At 57.7% G+C, this 24856-nt stretch carries 27 protein-coding genes; 26 read left to right on the top strand and 1 reads right to left on the bottom strand.

Features of this window, described 5'->3' with window-relative positions:
• Window positions 1–19: 19 nt before the first annotated feature.
• The 22 genes from rplO to DWY76_RS03285 all read left to right on the top strand — a co-directional run bounded on the left by rplO (window position 20) and on the right by DWY76_RS03285 (window position 19740).
• Window positions 20–460: a 50S ribosomal protein L15 gene (gene rplO / locus DWY76_RS03180; RefSeq protein WP_005934902.1), complete on the top strand. Its 441-nt coding sequence runs from the start codon at window positions 20–22 to the stop codon at window positions 458–460.
• A gap of 1 nt (window position 461) precedes the next feature.
• Window positions 462–1757, top strand: a complete 1296-nt coding sequence (gene secY, locus DWY76_RS03185) for a preprotein translocase subunit SecY (RefSeq protein ID WP_005937994.1) — start codon at window positions 462–464, stop codon at window positions 1755–1757.
• A gap of 114 nt (window positions 1758–1871) precedes the next feature.
• Window positions 1872–2504, top strand: coding sequence for an adenylate kinase (locus DWY76_RS03190; protein WP_005937991.1), 633 nt, complete (start codon window positions 1872–1874; stop codon window positions 2502–2504).
• A gap of 2 nt (window positions 2505–2506) precedes the next feature.
• Window positions 2507–3298 carry a type I methionyl aminopeptidase gene (gene map / locus DWY76_RS03195; protein WP_097777145.1) on the top strand — a complete coding sequence of 264 codons (792 nt, stop codon included), beginning with the start codon at window positions 2507–2509 and terminating at the stop codon, window positions 3296–3298.
• A gap of 517 nt (window positions 3299–3815) precedes the next feature.
• Complete coding sequence (gene infA, locus DWY76_RS03200; protein ID WP_005937979.1) at window positions 3816–4067, top strand: translation initiation factor IF-1; 252 nt, start codon at window positions 3816–3818, stop codon at window positions 4065–4067.
• A 35-nt stretch (window positions 4068–4102) separates the two neighbouring features.
• Window positions 4103–4216, top strand: coding sequence for a 50S ribosomal protein L36 (gene rpmJ, locus DWY76_RS03205; protein ID WP_005921832.1), 114 nt, complete (start codon window positions 4103–4105; stop codon window positions 4214–4216).
• 82 nt (window positions 4217–4298) lie between these two features.
• Window positions 4299–4670: a 30S ribosomal protein S13 gene (gene rpsM / locus DWY76_RS03210; protein ID WP_005937976.1), complete on the top strand. Its 372-nt coding sequence runs from the start codon at window positions 4299–4301 to the stop codon at window positions 4668–4670.
• Between the two features lie 14 nt (window positions 4671–4684).
• Entirely contained in the window at window positions 4685–5095 is a 411-nt protein-coding gene (rpsK, locus tag DWY76_RS03215; protein ID WP_005934894.1) for a 30S ribosomal protein S11, read from the top strand.
• Between the two features lie 20 nt (window positions 5096–5115).
• Window positions 5116–5718: a 30S ribosomal protein S4 gene (rpsD, locus tag DWY76_RS03220; RefSeq protein ID WP_005937973.1), complete on the top strand. Its 603-nt coding sequence runs from the start codon at window positions 5116–5118 to the stop codon at window positions 5716–5718.
• A gap of 113 nt (window positions 5719–5831) precedes the next feature.
• Window positions 5832–6791 carry a DNA-directed RNA polymerase subunit alpha gene (locus DWY76_RS03225; RefSeq protein ID WP_044953267.1) on the top strand — a complete coding sequence of 320 codons (960 nt, stop codon included), beginning with the start codon at window positions 5832–5834 and terminating at the stop codon, window positions 6789–6791.
• A gap of 23 nt (window positions 6792–6814) precedes the next feature.
• Window positions 6815–7156 (top strand): 50S ribosomal protein L17, encoded by a 342-nt coding sequence (rplQ, locus tag DWY76_RS03230; protein ID WP_005921819.1) that lies wholly within the window; start codon window positions 6815–6817, stop codon window positions 7154–7156.
• An 849-nt stretch (window positions 7157–8005) separates the two neighbouring features.
• Complete coding sequence (locus DWY76_RS03235) at window positions 8006–9616, top strand: hypothetical protein (RefSeq protein ID WP_133300782.1); 1611 nt, start codon at window positions 8006–8008, stop codon at window positions 9614–9616.
• Between the two features lie 158 nt (window positions 9617–9774).
• Window positions 9775–11082, top strand: coding sequence for a hypothetical protein (locus tag DWY76_RS03240; RefSeq protein WP_243111904.1), 1308 nt, complete (start codon window positions 9775–9777; stop codon window positions 11080–11082).
• Between the two features lie 18 nt (window positions 11083–11100).
• Window positions 11101–11808, top strand: coding sequence for a response regulator transcription factor (locus DWY76_RS03245; protein ID WP_005937958.1), 708 nt, complete (start codon window positions 11101–11103; stop codon window positions 11806–11808).
• Complete coding sequence (locus tag DWY76_RS03250) at window positions 11805–13229, top strand: HAMP domain-containing sensor histidine kinase (RefSeq protein WP_120079784.1); 1425 nt, start codon at window positions 11805–11807, stop codon at window positions 13227–13229. Before DWY76_RS03245 ends, DWY76_RS03250 begins: the two co-directional genes overlap by 4 nt.
• A gap of 62 nt (window positions 13230–13291) precedes the next feature.
• On the top strand, window positions 13292–14239 hold the full coding sequence (locus DWY76_RS03255; RefSeq protein ID WP_097774403.1) for a DUF1385 domain-containing protein: 948 nt from the start codon (window positions 13292–13294) through the stop codon (window positions 14237–14239).
• Window positions 14233–15207, top strand: a complete 975-nt coding sequence (locus tag DWY76_RS03260) for a HemK/PrmC family methyltransferase (RefSeq protein WP_005937949.1) — start codon at window positions 14233–14235, stop codon at window positions 15205–15207. The genes DWY76_RS03255 and DWY76_RS03260 overlap by 7 nt, the downstream gene beginning before the upstream one ends.
• A gap of 117 nt (window positions 15208–15324) precedes the next feature.
• Window positions 15325–16506 carry a recombinase RecA gene (gene recA, locus DWY76_RS03265; RefSeq protein WP_005937946.1) on the top strand — a complete coding sequence of 394 codons (1182 nt, stop codon included), beginning with the start codon at window positions 15325–15327 and terminating at the stop codon, window positions 16504–16506.
• Window positions 16507–17016 carry a RecX family transcriptional regulator gene (locus DWY76_RS03270; protein WP_097774405.1) on the top strand — a complete coding sequence of 170 codons (510 nt, stop codon included), beginning with the start codon at window positions 16507–16509 and terminating at the stop codon, window positions 17014–17016.
• A 38-nt stretch (window positions 17017–17054) separates the two neighbouring features.
• Entirely contained in the window at window positions 17055–18380 is a 1326-nt protein-coding gene (rimO, locus tag DWY76_RS03275; protein ID WP_097774406.1) for a 30S ribosomal protein S12 methylthiotransferase RimO, read from the top strand.
• 18 nt (window positions 18381–18398) lie between these two features.
• Window positions 18399–19013: a CDP-diacylglycerol--glycerol-3-phosphate 3-phosphatidyltransferase gene (pgsA, locus tag DWY76_RS03280; RefSeq protein ID WP_120079786.1), complete on the top strand. Its 615-nt coding sequence runs from the start codon at window positions 18399–18401 to the stop codon at window positions 19011–19013.
• A gap of 79 nt (window positions 19014–19092) precedes the next feature.
• Complete coding sequence (locus tag DWY76_RS03285) at window positions 19093–19740, top strand: hypothetical protein (RefSeq protein ID WP_120079788.1); 648 nt, start codon at window positions 19093–19095, stop codon at window positions 19738–19740.
• Between the two features lie 272 nt (window positions 19741–20012).
• Here DWY76_RS03285 and DWY76_RS03290 read toward each other — a convergent pair whose 3' ends face one another.
• The gene (locus DWY76_RS03290) at window positions 20013–21170 is read right to left on the bottom strand and encodes a trigger factor (protein ID WP_242702885.1); all 1158 of its coding nucleotides are present in this window, start codon (window positions 21168–21170) and stop codon (window positions 20013–20015) included.
• Between the two features lie 248 nt (window positions 21171–21418).
• Between DWY76_RS03290 and DWY76_RS03295 the strand changes: the two genes are divergently transcribed.
• The 4 genes from DWY76_RS03295 (at window position 21419) to DWY76_RS03315 (ending at window position 24742) form a co-directional block, all read left to right on the top strand.
• The gene (locus tag DWY76_RS03295) at window positions 21419–22591 is read left to right on the top strand and encodes a malic enzyme-like NAD(P)-binding protein (RefSeq protein WP_120079975.1); all 1173 of its coding nucleotides are present in this window, start codon (window positions 21419–21421) and stop codon (window positions 22589–22591) included.
• Window positions 22592–22606: 15 nt separating this feature from the next.
• Window positions 22607–23446, top strand: coding sequence for a fumarate hydratase (locus DWY76_RS03300; protein WP_005937916.1), 840 nt, complete (start codon window positions 22607–22609; stop codon window positions 23444–23446).
• Between the two features lie 162 nt (window positions 23447–23608).
• Complete coding sequence (locus DWY76_RS03310; protein ID WP_120079790.1) at window positions 23609–24163, top strand: Fe-S-containing hydro-lyase; 555 nt, start codon at window positions 23609–23611, stop codon at window positions 24161–24163.
• 186 nt (window positions 24164–24349) lie between these two features.
• Window positions 24350–24742: a metal-dependent transcriptional regulator gene (locus DWY76_RS03315; protein WP_120079792.1), complete on the top strand. Its 393-nt coding sequence runs from the start codon at window positions 24350–24352 to the stop codon at window positions 24740–24742.
• The last annotated feature ends 114 nt before the right edge of the window (window positions 24743–24856 follow it).

Here is a 24856-nt window from a genome sequence, read left to right on the forward strand (position 1 = left end):
AGCAGGGGGTATACGCATAATGAAACTTCATGAATTGCACGCGATTCCCGGCGCAAACAAGGCTGTGACCCGCAAGGGCCGCGGCATTGGCTCCGGCAATGGCAAGACTGCCGGCTTCGGCAGCAAGGGCCAGAAGGCCCGTTCCGGCGTGAAGCACGCTGGTTTCGAGGGCGGCCAGATGCCTCTGGCACGCCGCCTGCCCAAGGTTGGCTTTAACAACATCTTTGCTACCCAGTACGCCATCGTCAACGTGGCTGATCTGGAAGCTGCTTTCAATGCCGGCGATGTCGTCGATACCGAGGCTCTGAAGGCAAAGGGTCTGGTCAAGAAGACTCTGGACGGCGTTAAGGTTCTGGGCAACGGCGAGCTGACCAAGGCTCTGACCGTGAAGGCCGCAGCCTATTCCGCTTCTGCCAAAGAGAAAATCGAGAAGGCAGGCGGAAAGGCTGAGGTGATGTAAGGTGTTCCAGACATTCCGTAACGCATGGAAGATCCCCGAGCTTAAAAATCGTCTCCTGTTCACGCTGGCGATCCTCGTGGTGTACCGTCTGGGCTGTGCCATCCCCGTTCCGTTCGTTTCCGGCTCTGCGCTGACGCAGATGTTCGCAAACGGCGACATGCTCTCCTATCTGAACATGATGAGCGGTGGTGCTCTGGCCCGTTGCACGCTCTTCGCGTTAGGTGTGACACCCTATATCAACGCCTCCATTATTGTGCAGCTGCTCACCGTGGCAATTCCCGCGCTGGAAAATCTGGCAAAGGAAGCCGACGGCCAGCAGAAGCTGCAGCAGATCAACCGGTACGCAGGTGCTGTGGTCGCTCTGATCATGAGCATCGGCTACTACTTCGTGATCCGCAATATGGGCGCACTGAAGTACGTTTCCGGCGGTGCCGGCATCTTTGCCGCCATCGTCATCATCGCAACCTTTGTGGCCGGCGCACAGCTGATCACATGGTGCGGTGAGCAGATCGATGACAAGGGCATCGGCAACGGTGTCTCGCTCATCATCTTTGCTTCGATCGTCTCCAACTGGTCTTCGCTGTACACCTCTGTCAAGGGTCTGCTGACTCAGGCAGCGTCCGGCAAGCCCCAGTACTACTTCTTCCTGCCGCTGCTGATCGTGCTGGCACTGGTGGCTGTGGTCTTCGTGGTCGTCATGACCAACGCAGAGCGCCGCATCACCATTCAGTACGCAAAGCGCGTGGTAGGCCGCAAGCAGATGGGCGGTCAGAACAGCTATCTGCCCCTGAAGCTGAACATGAGCGGCGTCATGCCCATCATCTTCGCTTCGGCTCTGGTGTCCATCCCGGGCACCATCGGCAGCTTCCTGCAGATCGACCAGCAGGCACACCCGGTGTGGTATGCATTCTTCCACACCTTCAACTACACCTCCTGGCTGTACGTTGTGATCTACCTGCTGCTGATTCTGGCATTCAACTACTTCTATGTGGCCATCCAGTACAACCCCGTTGAGATCGCCAACAATCTGCGCCGCAACAACGGCTCGATCCCCGGCTTCCGTCCCGGCAAGCCGACCAGCGATTTCATCACCCGCACCCTGAACAAGATCACCCTCATCGGTGCCATCTTTCTGGCTGCGGTGGCTGTGCTGCCGATCATTCTGGGCAACCTGACCGGTATGAGCATCCAGCTGGGCGGTACCAGCCTGCTGATCGTGGTTGGTGTGGCACTTGATACCACCCGCAGCCTCGACAGCTTCATGACGATGCGCAACCACAAGGGCTTCCTTGGTTGATCCACAATAATTAAGATGTGAGAAAGCACTGGAAAGGAGAGTACGCTCGAACTTTTCAGTGCTTTTTTACTTTTTTGGAGTTTACATCCTCTAGCAAAGGAAAGGAATGATCCTATGAATCTGATCCTGTTGGGCGCACCTGGTGCTGGTAAGGGCACTCAGGCCGAGATCATCTGCGCCAAGCTGAACATCCCCTCCATCAGCACCGGCAACATTCTGCGCGCTGCTGTCAAGGAAGGCACCGAGATGGGCCTGAAGGCAAAGAGCTTTATGGACGCTGGCGCTCTGGTGCCCGATGAGGTCATCATCGGCATCCTGAAAGAGCGTCTGGCTCAGCCGGACTGTGCAAACGGCTTTATCCTGGACGGTGTGCCCCGCACCATCGCTCAGGCCGAGGCCATCGAGACCATGGGCATCCGTATCGACAAGGTGCTGGAGCTGCAGGTCGAGGACAATGTGATCGTTGACCGCATGAGCGGCCGCCGCGTCTGCGAGAAGTGCGGCGCAAGCTACCACATCGTCAACAAGAAGAGCAAGGTCGAGGGTGTGTGCGACCTGTGCGGCGGCAAGACCGTCATCCGCAAGGACGACCAGCCTGCCACCGTGCTGGATCGTCTGAAAGCATATCATGAGCAGACCGAGCCGCTGGTGGAGTTCTACCGTACCCGCGGCAAGCTGGCAGAGATCAAGTTCTGCCCCTCCATCGAGGAGACCACGGCTGAAGTCATGAAAGCTTTGGAGGCATAATCGTGATTCAGATCAAAAATGCGAAAGAGCTGGACGGCATGCGCAAGGCAAATGCCCTGAGCGCAGCTGCCCTGAAGTACGGCGGTGAGCATATCGAAGCAGGTATGACCACATGGGAATTGGATAAGCTGATCTACGACTTCATCGTGAAGCACGGCGGCACCCCTAATTTCAAGGGTCTGTATGGCTTTCCGGGCACGGCCTGCATCAGCCTGAACGATACCATCATCCATGGTATCCCTTCGCATGACATCGTCATTCGTCCCGGTGATATCGTCAGCATCGACACCGGTGCCAAGATCGACGGCTTCAACGGCGACAATGCCTGCACCTATGCGGTGGGCAAGGTCGATCTGGAAGCACAGCGCCTGCTGGACGTGACCAAGGCTGCTCTTTATAAAGGTATCGAGCAGGCTGTGGCCGGCAACCGCATCGGCGACATTGGCTATGCCGTGCAGAGCTACTGCGAGGATGCCGGTTTCTCGGTCGTCCGCGAGTTCGTGGGCCACGGCACCGGCCGTGAGCTGCACGAGGACCCGGAAGTGCCCAACTACGGCCATCAGGGCCGCGGCCCGCGCCTTGTGCCCGGCATGACCATTGCCATTGAACCCATGATCTGCCAGTACGACTGCAAGATCACCCAGTCCAAGGACGGCTGGACCGTCAAGACCAAGGACGGTGGTCTGGCTGCGCACTTTGAGCACTCCAATGCGATCCTGAAGGATCACACTGAGATCATGACCCGCTTCTGGGATGACCCGGATTTTGACCCGGAAAAGTTCAGCCTGAAGTAAGCTGATCCCTGAAATATGAGAAGCGCCGCCTGTGAAGAGCAGAAATGCTCCGCCGCAGGCGGCGTTTTTGCAGGGACAGACCTGCTGTTTGTGCAATTATGACAACTTTTGGTGAAAAAGTTTCATCTTTGCGGTGGAGAAAAACCAAGACCGGGGAGAGAAAGGACAGCTTTTGAATTTCGAGAATTTTTTATCGGAAATACGGAAAAAACCTCTTGCAAATTGACAACAAAAGGTGTATAATCTATAAATGGCTGTGGAAGCCAGATACTTCCTCGGCGGACAGGGATTTTCTGCCCGTTTTGCGGATTTTGTGCCGCGAAAGATGAAGTATGTGGCGATCATCGCCGCCTGTCCGTCTGTGGACCGGCACTGGAACTGGAGAACGCTGAAGCGGCAAGCTGCGGTCAAACGGGCGCAGGCACGTGAAAACCGCGGCGCTTTCAGGGTTCCAAGGCAAAGGCACCGGTTCAGGTTCAACGACAAACTGAGCAGATCCAATGAGGAGGCAAATAGCTTGTCTAAGGAAGACGTTATCGAGATCGAAGGCATTGTGCGTGAAGCCATGCCCAACGCCATCTTTAAGGTGGAAATGTTGAGCGAGGATAAGAACACCGGGAAGCTCACTCCCAGCGGTCACATCCTCTTAGCGCACATCTCCGGCAAGCTGCGGACCAATTTCATCCGTATCCTGCCCGGGGACAAGGTTACCGTGGAAATGTCGCCCTATGATCTTTCTAAGGGCCGCATCACCTGGCGCTCCAAATAAGCACCAGGGTATCAACCAAAAGGAGGTTCAACATCATGAAGGTCAAGCCTTCCGTGAAACCCATCTGCGAAAAGTGCAAGGTCATCCGCCGCAAAGGCCGCGTGATGGTCATCTGCCAGAACCCCAAGCATAAGCAGCGCCAGGGCTAATTCGGGCGCCTGGGGGTCAAGTGCGTAGAGTCCCGGCGCAGACCCCGACACTGACATGGGATGATTTTTGGAGGAAACTACTATGGCACGTATTGCCGGCGTTGACCTGCCCCGCGAGAAGCGCGTTCAGGTGGGTCTCACCTACGTTTATGGTATCGGCCAGACCACTGCTAACAAGATCCTGGAAGCAACTGGCATCAACCCCGATACCCGCGTCAAGGACCTGACTCTGGAAGAAGAGGCTAAGATCCGTGACTACATCGATCAGGCTAACATCATCGTTGAAGGCGACCTGCGCCGCAACGTTGCTCTGGACATCAAGCGCCTGGTTGAGATCCAGTCCTTCCGTGGCACCCGCCATCGCAAGAATCTGCCCTGCCGCGGCCAGCGTACCAAGACCAATGCACGTACCTGCAAGGGTCCCAAGCGCACTGTCGCTAACAAGAAGAAGTAAGGAGGATTTGAGAAATGGCAAGTGCAAATAATGCCAAGAAGGGCGCTAATGTCCGCATGAAGCGCAAAGAGCGCAAGAACATTGCTGCTGGTCAGGCTCATATCCAGTCTACCTTCAACAATACTGTTGTCACCATCACCGACCTGCAGGGTAATGCAGTGTCTTGGTGCTCCTCCGGCTCCCTGAACTTCCGCGGCAGCCGTAAGAGCACTCCGTTTGCAGCCCAGTCTGCTGCTGAGACCGCAGCCAAGGTTGCTATCGAGCATGGCATGAAGACCGTTGAGGTCTACGTCAAGGGCCCCGGCGCTGGCCGTGAGTCCGCTATTCGTGCGCTGCAGGCTACCGGCCTGGAAGTCACCCTGATCAAGGACGTGACTCCCATCCCCCACAATGGCTGCCGTCCCCCGAAGCGCCGTCGTGTCTGATCGAAGGAGGAAATTGAATTATGGCAAAGAATACGCAGCCTATCGCAAAGCGTTGCAAGGCCCTGGGCATTTCTCCTGCGGTCATGGGCTATGCAAAGAAGAATACCACCCGCAACTCCAATGGCAACATGCGCAAGAAGCAGTCTGAGTACGCATCTCAGCTGAAGGAGAAGCAGAAGGTCAAGTTTATCTACGGCGTTCTGGAAAAGCAGTTCCACAATGCTTACCTGCGTGCTGAGGCCCGCCCCGGCAAGACTGGTGAGAACCTGCTGCAGATCATGGAGTGCCGTCTGGACAACGTCGTGTTCCGTCTGGGCTTTGCTCAGACCCGCCGCGACGCTCGTCAGCTGGTGTCCCACGCTCACTTCACCGTCAACGGCAAGAAGGTCAACATTCCTTCTTATCAGGTGAAGGCTGGCGACGTGATCGAAGTGCGCGAGTCCAGCCGCAGCTCTGCAAAGTTTGCAAAGCTGACCGGCCCCGAGGCTCCCGTTGTTGCTCTGCCCGCATGGCTGAACCGTGAGACCGGTTCTCTGAAGGGTGTTGTCGCAAAGCTGCCCGAGCGCAGCGATATCGACTACGAAGTCGCAGAGCACCTCATCGTCGAGCTGTACTCCAAGTAATCCATTAAGAAGGCTGGGCCTTCCCCGTGGACGGCTCACTTTCGCATTCTTTTCTTTGAAAGAATTTAATAATGGGCCGGCGGCAGCGCCGGTTTGACAAGGAGGGCATAGATATGATGGAGATTGAACGTCCCAAAATCGAAACGGCAAGCCTGTCCCCGGACGGCCGCTACGGCAAATTCGTGGCAGAACCGCTGGAGCGTGGCTTTGGCATCACACTGGGCAATAGCCTGCGTCGTGTGCTTCTTTCCTCTCTGCCCGGTGTCGCCGTGACCAGCGTCAAGATTGATGGCGTGGTTCACGAGTTCTCCACCATTGAGGGCGTCAAGGAAGACGTTACCGAAATTGTCCTGAACCTGAAGGGTATTGCTGCAAAGCTGTACACCGATGGTCCGAAGACAGTGCGTGTTGAGGCAGTCGGCCCCTGTGAGGTCACCGCTGACAACATCAAGCAGGGCGACGACATCGAAATTCTGAACCCTGAGTGGCACATCGCAACCCTGGGCGAGGGCGGCAAGCTCGTCATGGAGCTGACCTTCGATAAGGGCCGCGGCTATGTGCCCGCAGAGCGCAACAAACAGGCTATCATCGAGAAGAACGATATCAACACTCTTCCCGTTGACAGCATTTACACCCCTGTGCTCAAGGTGAACTACAACGTCGAGAGCACCCGTGTTGGCCAAGCGATCGATTATGACAAGCTGACCATTGAGGTTTGGACCGATGGCACGATCAATGCGCAGGAAGCCGTTTCTCTGGCTGCCCGTGTGCTGACCGAGCACCTGAACCTGTTCGTCAACCTGTCCGATGAGGCAGCCGGCGCTGAGATCATGGTGGAGAAGACCAACGACGACAAGGAAAAGGCTCTGGAAATGACCATTGAAGAGCTGGATCTGAGCGTGCGTTCCTTCAACTGCCTGAAGCGCGCAGGCATCAACACGGTGGAAGATCTGGTCAGCAAGAGCGAGGACGAGATGATGAAGGTCCGCAACCTCGGTCGCAAGAGCCTGGAAGAGGTCATGGCAAAGCTGGATTCTCTGGGCTTCAAGCTGAACACGGATGACGATAACTAAAAATAATTAAGGAGTGAAACGGGATGCCCGGTACCAGAAAGCTCGGTAGAACCAGCGACAGCCGCAACGCTATGATGCGCGCTATGGTTACCTACCTGTTAGAGAATGGCAAGATTGAGACCACTGTCACTCGCGCTAAGGACGTTCGTTCCATGGCCGAGAAGATGATCAGCCTTGGCAAGGCAAGCGACCTGCACACCAAGCGTCAGGTTTATGCCTACATCACCAAGGAAGATGTTGCAAAGAAGCTGTTTGATGAGATCAGCCCCAAGTACGCTGACCGCAACGGCGGCTACACCCGCATCATCAAGATCGGCGCTCGCCGCGGCGACGCTGCTGAGATGGCAGTTCTGGAGCTCGTCTGATCTGCTCTGACTGTTTGATACAGTGTTCAAAAGCCCTTTCCCAGCAATGGGAGAGGGCTTTTTTTGCGTGGCATTTTCATTGCTTCTGAATGTTACCGGGAATATCAGGCCAAGCCGTAAACATTTTAACAATTCCACTAAAAACTCGAACCTATTTTCTAGCAAAATGCCTCTTGATATGTTGTATGGGGGGGGGGGTAAACTTAAAGAGCAGACGGTGCCTTTTGGGGTGGGTGCCTGCAAAATAACAAACGAAAAGGGGAAGAGAACATGAGAAAAAAGAGTACGAGACTTCTCAGTGCAGCACTTGCGGTGTGCATGATGCTGTCAGCCCTGCCGGTGGGCGCGTTTGCGGCACAGCCGGCTGCGGCCAGCGCAGAAAGCAGCGTGAGCACGCAGGCGGAGGAAGACGCTGTTGCTATTGATGCGACAAACTTCCCGGATGGAGCATTTAGACAATATGTAGCAGATAATTTTGACAAAGATAAAGATGGTGCGCTGAACCAAACGGAAAGAAATGCCGTTAAGGAAATTAGGATAAGCAATAGCGGATGCACAAGCCTGCAGGGACTCAAATACTTTTCGAAGTTGACCGACCTATTCTGCAGTGACAATAATTTAACGGAACTGGACGTGAGTGAAAACCCGGAACTGAAGCGGTTGATATGCTATAACAACAGTTTGACGTCATTAAATTTGAACAAAAACACAAAACTTGAAAGCTTGAATTGCAACAAAAACAAGTTGACAGTTCTGGATTTAAGGGAAAATAAAAGCTTGTGGTGGTTGCGGTGCAATAATAATTGCCTGACATCGCTGGATTTGAGAAACAACCCCAAAATCAGGGATTTGCAGGTTGGTTCCCAACGCTACCAAATTCTGGCGAACGACGATCGGACATATGATCTGCATCAGCTGCCGGGGAAATTTGAGTTAGATGGCGTTACCACCGGCAGCTGGAAAGGCGGTACGGTTGACCCGGCAACATGGATTTTGAAAGCGAACAGCACTACAGTTACTTATGATTACGAAGTCGATGATGATGGGTTTGAGTTTTCTGTTACGCTGGATGTGCATTGGCATAATTACAAGTGGAACCATGACGGTACCAAACACTGGAGGGAGTGCACTACTGCAAACTGCCCGGGCCTGACGGCTGAACAGGTGGCGAAAACTACCCATGATTACACCGATGCAAAAGACAATGACTGCAATACATGCGGTTATGTGCGTCCGCTGTACACTGTGACCACAGACAATGCCACAGCAAAGCTTGAGGACAAAGTGCTGGATGCCCCTGTGGCCGCAGGCACTGAAGTGACTTTGACTGCCGGAGATGCTCCCGTAGGAAAGACATTTGCAGGCTGGAAACTGTATAAAGTCGTAAATGGTACTGAGACTAAAATCACGGACGAAACAGAACTTGCCGAGCTGTTGAAGAATGGCACCGACACCACCGCGACCCTGACCATGCCCGCTTATAATGTTAAGGCGGAACCGTATTATAGCAATATTCCGTATAACATCAAAGCTGTAGACTGCACTGTGGATAAGACCGAAGCTGCTAAGGACGATACTGTAACAGCAACGCGCAGGGCGCTGAAAGCCAACGAGCGCTTTACCGGCTGGACGGTGACGGTGAATGGTGTTGAGCAAGACACGGACACCTTCCTGAAACCGGACGCGGACGACCCCGCCAAAGTGAGCTTTACCATGCCGGCTGAGAACGTGGAAATAAAGGCAAACTTTGCGAGCAACCCCACTCTGAACCCCACTCTGAGGGTCGGCGACCATGTGACGGCGACCATTGAAGGCAGCGATGCGTCCGTACCGAGCGGCAGCACTGTGCCGGTGGGTGAAACCGTGCACCTGACAGCCACTGTGCCGGATGGACAGCACTTCATCAGCTGGACGGTGCTGGTAGGCGGTGAGGAACAGAAAGCAGACACCTTCCTGACGACCCCGGACGAGAACGACCCCACCAAGGTGACCTTTACCATGCCGGATAAGAACGTGGAAGTAAAGGCAACCTTCGAGAATGACCCCATTCCTGAACCCGACCCGGTTGGACCCAGCGATACCGGCAACATTCAGGGCGCGCTCTCTGCTGTGGTCGTGGGTGCTGCCGCGGGCGTCATCGCTTACGAAGCCGGCACCGGCATCTACCGCGTCATCAATATGCCCGGCATCCCCATGCCCTCCAACCGCATCGAGCTGGCCGAGCTGCTGTGGGAGCACGCCGGCAAGCCTGAGCCTGTAAGCACCGCCCTCTACAGCGACATCGACGAGGGCGATACCGACGCACAAAAGGCCGCCCGCTGGGCAGTGGAGCAGGATCTGATGAAGGACGATGCGGACAACAATAAATTCCACCCGGCCTTCCCCGTCAGCAAGCTGCGCACCTGCCTGACCTGGAACGCCGCAAAAGAAAAAGGCTTGTTTGACAAGACCGAAGAATAAAAATCAGGACCCCGAGGGGGCTGCTGCACCAAATGTGGTGCGGCAGCCCCTTTTCTCGTTTTCGGGTGTTGGAATTGCGCCCGCCCCGTGGTATACTGACAATAGCATGTTTTCGGCCTTTGGCCGGACAAGTTTTCCACACAGAGGAGGCGCAGCGGTTGAAACGTCCGAATTATTTTGGCCGGTGGTTGGCTTGCGTGCTGCTGTGCCTGCTTCTGGCAGGCTGCAGCATGCCCGGTGAACAGGTGCAGGTGGAAGAGCTTCTGCGTGCGCCCAAGCTTTCCGGCGATTACGGCGATGTGCAGACTGCCCTGAACGACTGGCTGGGGGAGAGCGCACAGCTCAAATATCCCATGCAGGGCGACCTGCTTTCGCCTTTCCTGCTGCAGGATCTGGACGGTGACGGCAGGCAGGATGCCGCCGTGCTTTACACCACCGCCCAAAGCTCCAACGTGTGCATTGCCATCCTGCAGAAGGATGATGCCGACATCTGGCATGTGCGCCAGAATGTAGAGGGCCTTGCAGACACGGTAGAGTCGGTGGGGCTGGCCCAGCTGCAGCCCGGCGATGCCACCCAACTGGTGGTGGGTTATACAGCGGCACAGGGCGACCATTATCTGGCTGTGTATTCCTACACCGACGGCGTGCTTTCCACGATCCTGGAGCAGCAGTACCAGCAGTATCTGGTGGAGGATATCACCGGCGGCGGCAATCAGGATCTGATCCTGATGTCTACGCTGGAGGACGGCGGTGTGCAGATCGAACTGCTGACCGTGGATAAAGAGGGCAGCTTCCAGCAGGTGGCTGTTATGGGCCTTTCCGCCAATCGGTTCGCCGGCTGCGCCTCGGTGGCGGCGGGTGTGGGTGCGGACGGCAGGCATTATCTGGTGCTGGATGGCTGGACCGGCATTTCCGGCAACAATCTGGCCAGCGTGCTGCTGCGTTTTGACGAGGACACGCAGCAGATGGTGCCTGCCGATCAGATCAGCACCGAAAAGCTTTACACCGCATCCCTGCGCAATGTGCCCAGTCTGGTCAGTCAGGATCTGGACGGCGACGGCATCGTGGAGATCCCCACCCAGCCGGACGAAGCGGGCCTGCTGAACATGAGCCAGAGCCGCCGCATGGATTTTATCGTGTGGATGGACTATACCAGCCCGCACCCGGAAAAAAGCTTCGGGCTGCTGGACGAAGAGACCAACTGCTATATCGAGCTGCCCATGGAGTGGGAGGGCAACCTCAAACTGACCGACAGCGAACAATATGATGGTGCAGTGGAGCTGCGCACGGTGGACGAAGACCAGCTGATAATGACCCTGCGTCTGGTGCGCACCACCTCCAGCCTGAAGGGCTGGACCCGCCTTGGCATCGTGGCATCCCGCCAGATGCAGGCGAAGCTTGCCCCGGATGTGGAGATCCGTGATAAAAATTACCGCCTGTCCAAGGCGCTGTATCTGCTCAACTAAAGAACGGAGGAACAGTTCATGGTACGAGTGCTTGTCGTTGAAGATGAAGCCAACATCCGCGAGATGATCGCGCTGAACCTGCGCCTTGCGGGCATGGAGGCTGTGGAGGCCGAAAGCGCCGAGGCGGCTCTGCCGCTGCTGGAGAAGAAGCCGGGCTGCGATGCGGCCATTCTGGATGTGATGCTGCCGGGCATGAACGGCTTCTCCCTGTGCGAGACCATCCGCCGCACCGATCAGAAGATCGGCATTATCATCCTCAGCGCCAAGGGACAGGAGCAGGACAAGATCCGCGGCCTTTCTATTGGTGCCGATGACTATATGACCAAGCCTTTCAGCGTAAGCGAACTGCTGGCCCGTGTGAAAGCGCTGTGCCGCCGCGTCGGCCGTACTGCAGGCGGGGACGAAAAAGAAAAGGAAAACCCGCTGGGGATGCTCACCAGCGGCGAATTTGTGCTGGACGAGAACCGCCGCGTGCTGCTCAAGGCAGGCCAGCCGATTGAGCTGACGCAGGTGGAATTCCAGATCATGGAGCTGTTCTTCCGCAACCCCGGCATTGCGCTGGTGCGCGAGAAGATCTTGAAGGGTGTCTGGGGCGAGAACTATTTTGGTGACGTGAAGATCGTGGATGTGAACATCCGCCGTCTGCGCATGAAGGTGGAGGATGAACCCAGCCATCCCACCCATATCCTTACTGTGTGGGGCTACGGCTACAGATGGGAAGAATGAGAAGCGGGATCACCCGCCGGTGGCTGCGGGGCAACCTGCTCATCACCGTGCTGCTGGTGCTGCTGGCCGAAACCATGTTCCTGTACAACTACACACGCAGCTATTATAACAGCGTGCAGCAGACCATGTACCGGCGGTTCTCTTCGGTGTCCGGCCAGCTGAAAATGTACACCGGCGATACGGTGCAGAGCACGGCGGCTACCCGCAGCGTGGCCCTGCGCCGCATGGTGGAGCAGTTTGCCGATAAGGACAAATACGAGTTCATGCTGCTGGACAGCTATGGCGGGGTCATTGCGTCCTCCAGCGGCACAAATGCGGACGGCATTGTGACCGGCATCGACTTTGAGCAGGCGCAGGAGGCTTCTGATGGCCTTGGTGTGGCGGTCTACCGCACCCAGTCCGGCGAGCTGGTGATGGCGGCCTGTTATCTGGTGCCCTATGCCGCCGAGGATGTGGCGGCGATGCGTCTTGTCACCAGCCTGACCCTTGTGGGAGCGCAGATCAAGAACGCCCTCGCGGTAAGTGTTGTGATCGCGGCGGTGATCCTTGCTTTCACCGTGATGTCCGGCCTGTACTTCATCCGCAGCATCGTGGTGCCGCTGGGGCAGGTGGAGCGCACCGCAGCCAGCATCGCCCGGGGTGAGCTGGATGTGCGCCTGCCGGTCACCGGCAACGAGCACGACGAGGTGGACCGCCTGCGCGGCACCATCAACCAGATGGCCGAAGGGCTGGAAGAGACCGAGAAGATGAAGAACGAGTTCATCAGTTCCGTCTCTCACGAGCTGCGCACGCCGCTCACCTCCATCCGGGGCTGGGTGGAGACCCTGCGTACACTGGACGACCCGGCAGACGAGAACTACCGCAAGGGCCTTGAGATCATCAACAATGAGACGGGCCGCCTGTACAACATGGTGGAAGAGCTGCTGGATTTCAGCCGTCTGCAGAACGGCCGCATCCGTATGGACTGCCGCCCGCTGGACCTTGTGGCAGAGCTGACCGATGCGGTGCTGTTCTGTGAAGCACGCATCCAGCGCGAGGGCCTTGTGCTCAGCTACACCGAGCCGGAGGAGATGATCCCGGTCTATGCCGACCCGGACCGTCTGCGGCAGGTGTTCATCAACATCATGGACAACGCCATCAAGTACTCGGCCCCCGGCGGGCGCATCACGGTCAAGCTGTGGGCGGGCGAATACAAGGCTTTTGCGGAGATCATCGATCAGGGCCGCGGCATCCCGCCGGAAGACCTTGAAAACGTCAAGACCAAGTTCTACAAGGGCAGCAATTCGGTGCGCGGCAGCGGCATCGGCCTTGCGCTGGTGGATTCCATCATGACTGCACTGGACGGCACCATGGACATCAAGAGCACGCTGGGCCGCGGCACAGTGGTCACACTGGGCTTGCCGCTGTACCATAAGGCGTGAAGATTTTGTCACAATTCTGTGGTAAAATGGTCGGGAAAAATATGATCCGATAGGAGAAACCAATGAATCAACCCAAAAAGGAACGTTTCAAGACCAGCGTCGGCGGGCAGGCGCTGATGGAAGGCATCATGATGCGCGGCCCGAAGCTCATCTGCTGCGCCGTGCGCAAGCCGGACGGCACCATTGAGACCAAGATCGACCCTGTGAAGAACCACGGCATCTGGACAAAGATCCCGCTGGTGCGCGGTGCCATCTCCATGATCGAAAGCCTGATCGTGGGCTACCGCTACATGATGTACTCGGCTCAGGTGAGCATGGGTGACGACTACGACCCCGAAGAGGAAGAGACTGCCTTTGAAAAATGGGTGGGCGACCACTTGGGCAAAAAGGCAGAGGACGCACTGCTGGCCTGTGCCGCCGTACTGGGCGGCCTGCTGGCGATTTTGCTGTTCACCGTGCTGCCCACCCTCATCGTGGGCGGCGTGAACCACTTTGTAACATTGGGCCGCTGGGCCAAGGTGGTGCTGGAAGCGGTGCTGAAAGTTGGCATCTTCCTCACCTATATGGTGGCCATCTCCAAGATGAAGGAGATCCACCGCGTGTTTGAGTACCACGGTGCCGAGCACAAGACCATTGCCTGCTATGAGGCCGGTGATGAGCTGACCGTGGAGAATGTGCGCAAGTACACTCGGTTCCATCCGCGCTGCGGCACCAGCTTCCTCATTCTGGTGGTCATCGTCAGCGTGTTCCTCTACAGCGTGCTGCCGTGGGGCAGCATCGGCCTGCGGGTGCTGTTCAAGCTGCTGCTTCTGCCGCTGGTCATGGGCATCAGCTATGAGCTGCTCAAGTGGTGCGGCCGGTCCGATAACATTGCTACCCGTATCATCCGCCAGCCCGGCATCTGGGTGCAGCACCTGACCGTGTTTGAACCGGACGACAGCATGATCGAGGTGGCCATTACCGCTGTGACCCCTGTGCTGCCCGAGGACCCGGAGGATGGCAGATGGTAATTGCTGGTTTGACTCCGCGCGAAGCGGTGCGGGCCGTGGAAGCCCGGCTTTCCGCTGCAGGGTGTCCGGATGCCGATTACGATGCACGGGAGCTGTTCCGCGTGGCAGCCGGGCGGGATGCCCGCCTTTCCGACCGGGTGCTGACCACGGAGGAAGCGGAAAAGCTGGAAGCCCTCTGCACGCGCCGTGAGCAGCGGGAACCGCTGCAATACCTGTGCGGGATCTGGAGCTTTCTGGATTTTGACCTTGCCGTTGGCCCCGGGGTGCTCTGCCCCCGGGCAGACACTGAGGTGGTAGCGGAAGCGGCTGCCAATACCCTGACGGGCATTGCAGCGCCCCGGGTGCTGGATCTCTGCGCGGGGACCGGCTGTCTGGGGCTGGGCGTCAAGCGCTTCTGCCCGGCGGCGCAGGTGACCTGCGTGGAAAAAAGCCCGGAAGCCTTTGTTTATCTGGAAAAGAACTGCCGCTGCGCCCTGAAAGGGCAGGGCGGGCAGACGGAGGACTTGCTGGAGCCTACCGCGTTTGAGCAGGCAGATGCCCCGGCCTTTGACTGGGGGCCGGCGCTGAACGCTCTGCGCGCAAAGGCAAAGCCAGCCTATGCGGTGCAGCCTGTGGAGGGCGACCTGTTCACATACTGGCAGGGCCTGCCGGAAGGGCAGCTTGATCTGATCGTATCCAACCCGCCCTACCTCACCGCCGAGGAGATGCGGCACCTGCAGCCGGAGGTGGCACAGGAACCGGCCATGGCGCTGGAAGCAGGAAAGGACGGCCTTGTGTTCTACCGTGCCCTTGCAGAGCATTACCAGAATGCACTGCGGCCCGGCGGAGCGCTGGTGCTGGAGATCGGCTGGCAGCAGCGGCAGGCTGTGGCGGCACTGCTGGCTGCAAACGGCTGGGCAGACATTGAGTGCCGCAAGGATTTTGGCGGCAACGACCGGTGCATGATCGCCCACAGACCCGAAAAATAAAAGTGAAAATAGAAACAACTTCTTGTTGTAATATTTTGATTTTGTGGTATACTATACTGGAAAGTATACGGACAGCCCGCGCACGGCGGGCAGCAGGAAGAAAAGGAGCAGCACGCTATGGCAAAAAATCAGAACAACAACACCGTTGCCCCGGCGACCAAAAAGACCGAGCCGGAGGCCAAAAAGGATGCGCTGGCCACTGCGCTGGCCCAGATCGAAAAGCAGTTCGGCAAGGGTGCCGTGATGAAGCTGGGTGATAACGCCTCCATGCAGGTGGATGCCATTTCCACCGGCAGTCTGGGTCTGGATCTGGCTCTGGGCGTGGGCGGTGTGCCCCGCGGCCGCATCATTGAGGTGTACGGCCCGGAATCCAGCGGTAAGACCACGCTGGCTCTGCACATTCTGGCCGAAGCCCAGAAGCAGGGCGGCGAAGTGGCCTTCATTGACGTGGAGCACGCACTGGACCCCACCTATGCCGAAGCGCTGGGCGTGGACATCAACAATCTGCTGGTCAGCCAGCCGGACACCGGCGAGCAGGCCATGGAAATCTGCGAAGCACTGGTGCGCTCCGGTGCCATCGATGCCATCGTGGTGGACTCGGTTGCCGCCATGGTGCCGAGGGCTGAGATCGAGGGCGAAATGGGCGACAGCCATGTGGGCCTGCAGGCCCGCCTGATGAGTCAGGCCATGCGCAAGCTGACTTCGGTCATCGGCAAGACCAACACGGTCTGCGTCTTCATCAACCAGCTGCGTGAAAAAGTGGGCGTGATGTACGGCAACCCGGAGGTCACCACCGGCGGCCGCGCCCTGAAATATTACGCCTCGGTGCGCATCGACATCCGCCGCGTGGAGGGCCTGAAGGACTCTTCCGGCCAGTTCATCGGCAACCACACCCGCGCCAAGATCGTCAAGAATAAGGTGGCACCTCCGTTCCGTGAGGCAGAGTTCGATATCATGTTCGGCGAGGGCATTTCCAAGATGAGCGAACTCATTGATGTGGGCGTGAAGCTGGGCATCGTGCAGAAGAGCGGCGCATGGTTCAACTATGGCGATATCCGTCTGGGTCAGGGCCGCGACAACGCAAAGCAGTTTCTGAAGGACAATCCCGAGATCGCAAACGACATCGAGGGCCAGATCCGCGCCAATGCCGATAAGCTGTACGCATCCCGCCGCCCGGCAGGCAAGGGCGCTGCGGCCAAGGCCGAGGAACCCGCCAAGGCTGCAGATGCCAAGGAGCCAGTGGTCAAGGCTCCTGCCCGCAGCAGCGAGAGCGAACTGGATATCATGGTGGAGGACTAAATGTCCTTTTATAAACGCCGCCGCCCGAAGCAGGAAGAAGAAAAGTGCGCCGACCCGGCCAAGGCCCGCGCCCGCGCACTGGATGCGCTGGCCTCGCGCGAGATGTCCTCGGCACAGCTGTATGAACGGCTGTGCTATGGCTTTACCGAGCAGGCTGCAGCGGCTGCTGTGGCTGAGATGGTGGAGCTGGATTACGTAAACGATGACCGCTATGCCGAAGCCCGGGCACACAGCCTGCTTGCCGCCCGCAAGAGCCGCCGTGCGGCGGCTCAGAACCTGCGGCAGAAGGGCCTTTCCGGCGCACAGATCGAGCAGGCGCTGGAAAGCGTCTATGCCCCGGACGCAGACGGCGAAAGCCCGGAGCTGGAAGCTGCCGCCGCTCTGGTGCGCAGCCGCTACATGAAAAAGCTGGCCGATGGCCGCCGCGACCTTGTGGTGGCCGCCCTGCAGCGCCGCGGTTTTGCGTATTCGGTCATAAAAGAAGCGATAAAAAGAGCGGAAGAAGAATAAAAAGCACCCCTCAAAAGAGAAAGAGAGTATCATCCCCTATGAAAATTGCGTGTATTTCCCTTGGCTGCCCCAAGAATCAGGTCGATCTGGATGTGATGGTGCACATCCTGCTGTCTGCCGGCCACGAGACCGTGGCCGATCTGGCCGAAGCAGATGTGATCCTTGTGAACACCTGCGGCTTCATTGAGAGCGCCAAGACCGAAGCCATTGAAAACATTCTGGAAGCCTGCTCCTACAAGCAGCAGAACCCGGAGCTGAAGGTCATCGTCACCGGCTGTCTTGCCGAGCGCTACCGCAGCCAGATCGAGGAAGAGATCCCCGAGGTGGACGCGGTGGTGGGCTGTGCCTCCAACAAGGCCATCGACACCATCGTGGCCCGCCTGTTCCATGGTGAGGATCATCTGGAAAGCTACGGTGCCAAAAAGGACTTTCCGCTGGGCGGCAAGCGTGTCATCGGCACGCCTGCCCACTATGCGTACTTAAAGATCGCTGAAGGCTGCAACAACCGCTGCCACTACTGCGCCATCCCCGGCATCCGCGGCCCGCTGCACAGCCGCGATATGGCCGACTGCGTGGCCGAAGCCCGCTGGCTGGCCGGTGAGGGCGTGAAAGAGCTGATCGTGGTCGCACAGGACCCCACCGCTTACGGCGAGGACTGGGGCAAACCCGGCAGCATCTGCGAGCTGCTGGATAAGCTGAACAAGGTGCCGGGCCTCGAGTGGATCCGCATTATGTACGCTTACCCGGAGCGCATCACGGATGAGTTCATTGCCGCCATGAAGCGCAATGAGAAGGTGGTGCCCTACCTCGATCTGCCCATCCAGCACTGCAATGACACCATCCTCAAGAATATGAACCGCCGCTCCAACCGCGCCGAGCTGCTGGAGGTGATCGGCAAGCTGCGCCGCGAGATCCCCGGCATCACCCTGCGCACCACTCTGATCGCAGGCTTCCCCGGCGAGACCGAGGAGCAGTTCGAGGATCTGTGCAATTTTGTCAAGGAAGTAAAGTTTGACCGTCTGGGCTGCTTTGCCTACTCTGCCGAGGAGAACACCGTTGCTGCCAAGATGGACGGCCAGATCGATCAGGAGACCAAGGACAAGCGCGCCGAACTGGTGATGCAGATCCAGACCGGCATCATGGCCCAGAAGCAGGCCGAAAAGGTGGGCCAGACCGTGCATGTGCTTTGCGACGGCATCGACGAGGAGAGCGGCCTGTATCTGTGCCGCACTACCGGCGATGCTCCTGAGGTGGACGGCAATGTGTGTGTTTCCAGCGAGGAGCCGCTGTACCCCGGCCAGTTCTACGATGTTCTGGTGGACGACAGCGACCTTTACGATCTGTATGGTACTGTTGCAAAATAACAAATTGGAGGAATCTGTATGAATCTGCCCAATAAACTCACTTTGACCCGCATCCTGCTGGTGCCGGTGTTCATGGTCTTTGTGTCCCTCACCAGCCTGAGCGGCATCGCGGCTGGCTCCTTCCAGCCGACGTATTACCTGATCGCAGGCATCGTCTTTGCTGTTGCCAGCTTTACTGATTTTCTGGACGGCCATCTGGCCCGCAAGTGGAACATGGTAACGGACTTCGGCAAGTTTGCCGACCCGCTGGCCGACAAACTGCTCACCACTGTGGCCTTCATTTACATGATGCGGGACGGCGTATGCAGCCCGGTGGTGCTGTGCATCATTCTGGCCCGCGAGTTTGCCGTGTCCGGTCTGCGCATGGTGGCCGCCGGTGCCAAGGACGGCAAGGTGATCGCCGCCAACATGTGGGGCAAGGTGAAGACCGTGCTGCAGATGCTGAGCATCATCTTCTACTTCTTCGGCATGTCCATTGCAAGCATGTCTGCTTCCGGTACGGAGCAGGGCGTGCGGCAGATCATGGTGGTCAGCATCTCCATGGTGCTGTGCTGGCTGGTGGCTGCCGTGACGGCCATTTCCGGCATCAAGTACCTGTGGGACAACCGTAGCTTCATCAACACCGCAAAATAAAGCGTTTTTTGAAAAAGGGCAGGGAGACCTGCCCTTTTTCAAATTTTCGAGGAAATATTACAAGACGGAAAGGCTTTCCATGAAAAAATTTGCTGATACAGTGCGCCGCCTGCTCTCCATCGCACTGAACCTGTTCATCGTCTGGGCGGAGCCCATTGCCCTGCCCATGAGCTGGGATTGGGGCAAAGAGCAGATGTTCATTTTTTACACCGAGGATTCCAACATCCTTTCGGCCTGCATCTGCGCCATGGTGGCGGTGGGCCAGCTGGTGTGCATCTTTACCGGCAGGGAACTGCCGCGCTGGCTGCACACCCTCAAGTACATTGCCACCTGCTGCCTGACCATGACCTTTCTCACGGTGGTGTTCGTGCTGGGTCCCATGTATGAGGACGGCAACGGCTGGTACATCATGCTGTGCACCAGCTCCATGTTGTACCATCATCTGCTCAACCCGCTGGCGGCCATCTTCTCCTTTGTGCTTCTGGAGCGCTCACCGCACCTGCCCCGCAGTACGGTCAAGTGGGCGCTGCTGCCCACGGTGCTGTACGGCGGCATCATTTTGTGGCTGAACATCCAGCGCGTGGTAGATGGGCCATATCCCTTCATGAAGGTGTATGACCAGAGCGTGCAGGCATCGGTGCTGTGGTGCATCGCCATCCTGCTGATGAATTACTTCTATGCATGGCTGCTCTGGAAGCTGAACGGCGGGAAGAAAGAAAAAGCCTGACGATTTGAAATGCCCTCCGCTTCGCTCTGGGCATAAATAGCGGAAATACTATTTTTTATTAGAGCAATACCGGACAGACTGCGGTCTGTCCGGTATTGCATTTTTCACAGAAGGGGCCGCAAAGAAAAACAGCATCTGAAAGCTCCGGCCCTTCCTGTGAAAAAGCAGCTCCGAAAAGCCCGCAGGCTTTTCGGAGCTGCAAATTAAAGATAAATTATCCTCTGAATATGCCCAGAGCAAAGCGGAGGGCATTCTAAATGGTTCTTGTGTTTTTACGCTACGGTGGAATTCTCTTCCAGCCAGTCCAGCACACAGGACTGCAGGGCGTTCAGGTGCGCACGGTTCTCACCGTAGGTGTCGGCATAGGTGCTCTCGGCATCGTCCAGCTCTTCCTGCGTGGGAGCAAGGCTCTTGGTCTCGGCCACGGCCTGAAGGATCAGGTCCTGCTTTGCCAGATGCTCAAAGTAAGCGTCGGATGCGGCCAGCATGGCATCGGCATCGGTGTAGCCCTGCGTCTGGGCAAAAGCATTCAGATCCATGCCGTAGGCGGTGGCGTACTGGTTGTAGTAGTTCAGGAACATGCGGATGTAATAGCTGGTGATCTCGCTGGGCAGCTCCTTGAAGGTGGAGTTCGACATCAGGTAGTCCACGATGGCGTTCTCATAGTTGGTGGCATACAGCGCATCGTTAAGGTAGCTGCGCAACTGGTCGGCGGTGTGCAGATCATCGCTGATGCCAAAGTTGGAGTCCACCCACTCGTCGGTCAGCTCGGGGGTCACGCTTTCGGAAATGGAGTTCAGGGTCACGCTGAACACGGCTTCCTTGCCGCTGAGGGTGATCGTGTTGCCCTCGGCATCGGTGGAATCGCCGTAGCCGTCCGGGAAGGTGACGGTCACATCAAAGGTATCGCCCACATTGTGGCCGATGATCTGGTCCTCAAAGCCATCGATGAAGGAACCGCTGCCAAGGGTCAGGTCGTAGCCGGTGGCAGTGCCGCCGGTAAAGGCCACGCCGTCCACGGTGCCGGTGTAATCGATGTTGGCAACATCTCCGCTCTGGGCGGCACGGCCGGTAACGGGCTGGGAAGAGGTGTACTGGTTCAGCAGGTTGTCCACCTGCTGCTGCAGTTCATCTTCGGTGGGGGTCAGGTCGTTCTCCTTCAGGGCGATGGAGCCGAAGTCCTCCGGCAGGGTCACATAGTCCAGCGCTTTGATGCCGCTCCAATAGCCGTTTTCGTCCAGACCATCGCTGTAATCAAAGGCCTTGTAGTCGAAGTCGGCAACAGAGCCAAACTGCGAGACGGATGCGGCAGCCGAAGAAGCGCTGTCGGTCTGCTTGTGCTTTGTCAGCATGAAACAGGCAAAAATGACGCACACCGCTGCGGCGATGGCCAGCAGGATGCACAGGAGTTTTTTGGTGTTGTTTTTCAAAAGAAATACCTCCATAAAAATCGGCCTGATGCACAGCAAAAGACCGGTACAGGCAGAACAGATACTCATTTATTATATACGTTCTGACGGCAAAAGGAAAGTTCTTTGCAAAATTTCCACAAATCCTGCGGCGGGTTTGTATCACTTTTGCCCGTCTACAGGCGCAAAAGTGACCAAAACCGGTGGAAATGGGCGGGCGGTTCTGTTACAATAAAAAGAGTGAAGTAACGTAAATGGAGGATAAAACCATGGATTACAATAAAGCTGCTCTGGAAATGCACGAGACCCACAAGGGCAAGGTGGGCATCGTAAGCAAGGTGGAGGTCGCCACCCGCGATGACCTGTCCACCGCCTACACTCCCGGTGTGGCCGAACCCTGCCGCAAGATCAAGGAAAACCCCGACGACGTGTATAAGTACACCTTCAAGGGCAACATGGTGGCGGTCGTTTCCAACGGCACCGCCGTGCTGGGCTTGGGCGATATCGGCCCGGAAGCCGGTCTGCCGGTCATGGAGGGCAAGGCGGTTCTGTTCAAGGAGTTCGGCGGCGTGGATGCCTTCCCCATCTGCATCGATGCCCACGACGCTGCCAGCGTCATTACTGCCTGCAAGGCCATTGCGCCCACCTTTGGCGGCATCAATCTGGAGGATATCAAGAGCCCTGAATGCTTTGAGATCGAAGAAACACTGGAGCGTGAGCTGGACATCCCTGTGTTCCACGATGACCAGCATGGCACCGCGATCGTCGTTACTGCTGCCCTCATCAACGCCCTGCGTGTGGTGGGCAAGAAGATGGAAGATGTGCACATCGTGCTGAACGGCCCCGGTGCTGCCGGTACTGCCATCATCAAGATGCTCATGACCGCCGGTGCAAAGGACATCATTGCAGTGGACCAGTTCGGCACCCTGTACAAGGGCTGCAACAGCGCCGAAGCCCACAAGAACTGGCTGGGAGAGGTGACCAATCCCCGTCAGGTCAAGGGCGGCCTGAAGGAAGCACTGGAAGGTGCCGACGTGTTCATCGGCGTTTCCAAGCCCGGCATCCTGACCACTGAGCTGTGCAAGACCATGAATAAGGATGCCATCGTTTTTGCCATGGCCAACCCCACCCCGGAGATCATGCCGGACGAGGCCAAGGCCGGCGGCGTGCGGGTGATGGCCACCGGCCGCAGCGACTTCCCCAATCAGGTGAACAACGTGCTGTGCTTCCCCGGCCTGTTCAAGGGCGCACTGAGCGTCCGCGCCCGGGACATCAACAATGAGATGAAGCTGGCTGCCGCCTACGCCATCGCCGACCTCATCACCGATGCCGACCGCAGCGAGGAGAACATCATCCCCGGCGCGTTCGACCCCCGCGTGGCCGAAGCTGTGGCAAATGCCGTGGCAAAGGCTGCCCGCGAGACCGGCGTTGCCCGTCTGTAAGCGGAGGAAGCGTTTATGAGAACCATTTCCGCACAGGAGATCACGGATACCGTTGCACGGCTGTGCATCGAAGCCAACACCCGCCTGCCGCAGGACGTGCAGGCGGCGCTGGACAAGGCCCGGCAGGAAGAGCCGTGGCCGCTGGCAAAGAGCACTCTCGACCTTTTGTGGTCGAACCTTTCCGCCGCAAAAGAAGAAAACCTGCCCATATGTCAGGATACCGGCATGGCCTGCGTGTTCGTGGAGCTGGGCACCGATGTGCACATCGACGGCAGCTTTGAAGCTGCCATCCATGAGGGCGTGCGCCGGGGTTACACCGACGGCTACCTGCGCAAGAGCATCGTGGCAGACCCTTTGCGCCGGGGCAATACCGGCGACAACACCCCAGCGGCCATCACAGTGCATCTGGTGGATGGCGAGGGCTGCCGCATCACGGTGGCACCCAAGGGCTTTGGCAGCGAGAACATGAGCCAGATCAAAATGCTCAAGCCCGCCGACGGCGTGGAGGGCTTCAAAAAGTTCGTGCTGGACACGGTGAAGCTGGCAGGCTCCAACCCCTGCCCGCCCATCGTGCTGGGCATCGGCGTGGGCGGCAGCTTTGACAAGGTGGCGTATCTGGCAAAGAAGGCCCTGCTGCGTCCGCTGGATGTGCCGAACCCCGACCCCTATTACGCACAGCTGGAGCAGGAGCTGCTTGCCGCCATCAACGAGCTGGGCATCGGCCCGCAGGGCTTTGGCGGCAGGACCACCTGTCTGGGCCTTGCCATTGAGCAGATGCCTACCCATGTGGCGGGCCTGCCTGCGGCGGTGAATGTTTCCTGCCATGTGACCCGCCGTGCAAGCGCGGAACTGTAAGAGTCTCCGCCCTCTCAGGCCGCTTTGCGTCCAGCTCTCCCAAAGGGAGAGCCCTTGGCAAAGACGTAAAGTTTGCGTGGACTGCCAAGGCCTCCCACTTTGGGGGAGGTGGCATCGCGTGAGCGATGACGGAGAGGGCGAGGATGCCAAAGGAGAATTGCTATGGAATACAAAATTACCACTCCCTGCACGGTCGAGGACCTTGCCCCGCTCAAGGCGGGCGACACCGTGCTGCTTTCCGGTGTGGTGTACACCGCCCGCGATCAGGCCCACAGGCGGATGACCGAAGCACTGGAAAAAGGCGAACCGCTGCCCTTTGATCTGACCGGCAGCGCCATCTACTACGTTGGCCCCACGCCGGAACGCCCGGGCCAGGTGATCGGCTCGGCGGGACCCACCACCAGCGGCCGTATGGACGCCATGAGCCCGCGTCTGCTGGACCTTGGCAACAAGATCATGATCGGCAAGGGCAAGCGGGACGATGCCGTAAAGGCGGCTGTGGTGCGCAACGGGGCTGTGTATCTGGCAGCGCTTGGCGGGGCCGGTGCGCTGATGGCAAAAAGCGTGCAGACGCTGGAAGTGATCGCGTGGCCGGACCTTGGCTGTGAAGCCGTGCGCCGCCTGATTGTGAAGGATATGCCGCTGACGGTGATCCTGGATGCCCACGGCGGCGACCTGTACCAGTCCGGCCCGGCGGCATATCTGGAAGCAAAATAATTTATCGCCTTTGCACAAAACGCGGCCGACTAAAAAACGGCAAAACAGCAGATTTGCGCAGGATAAATTTAGTTTGTTTTAACAAACTTCCGCGAATTGCTTGCACATCGGCAAAAAGTGTGATATCTTGTACTATATGAAACCGTGGTGCTTTGCATCCCGGCACAGACAGGAGGCAAACATACCATGCAGATCCACCAATCCGCAGAAGATTATCTTGAAACGATCCTGATGCTGAGTCAGCGTATGGGCAAAGTGCGCTCCATCGATGTGGTCAATGAGCTGGGCTTTACCAAAGCCAGCGTCAGCATTGCCATGAAGAAGCTGCGCGAGAACGGCTATATCGCGGTGGACGGCGAGGGCAACCTGACCCTGCTGGAACCGGGCCGCGAGATCGCAGAGCGCATCTATAGCCGTCACCGTCTGCTGACCCACTTCTTTATGCAGCTGGGCGTGGACGAAAAGACCGCCGCCGAAGATGCCTGCAAGGCAGAGCATATCCTCAGTGAGCAGACGCTGGAAAAGATCCGTGAGCGCGCCATTGAGACGGATGCTGAGCTTGGCAAGACTGTCAAGTGATCCCCGCAGCATTCCAAGATCGTAAAATGATCCCGTTCCTGAAAAGGAGCGGGATTTTTTTGTATGGAAATTGGGCGGCAGATCCCTCTTGCATCCGGGGTGCGGGTGCGGTAT

Origin of the sequence: Faecalibacterium sp. AF27-11BH (genome assembly GCF_003603005.1) — a bacterium.
In the GTDB taxonomy this organism is placed as follows: domain Bacteria; phylum Bacillota; class Clostridia; order Oscillospirales; family Ruminococcaceae; genus Faecalibacterium; species Faecalibacterium taiwanense.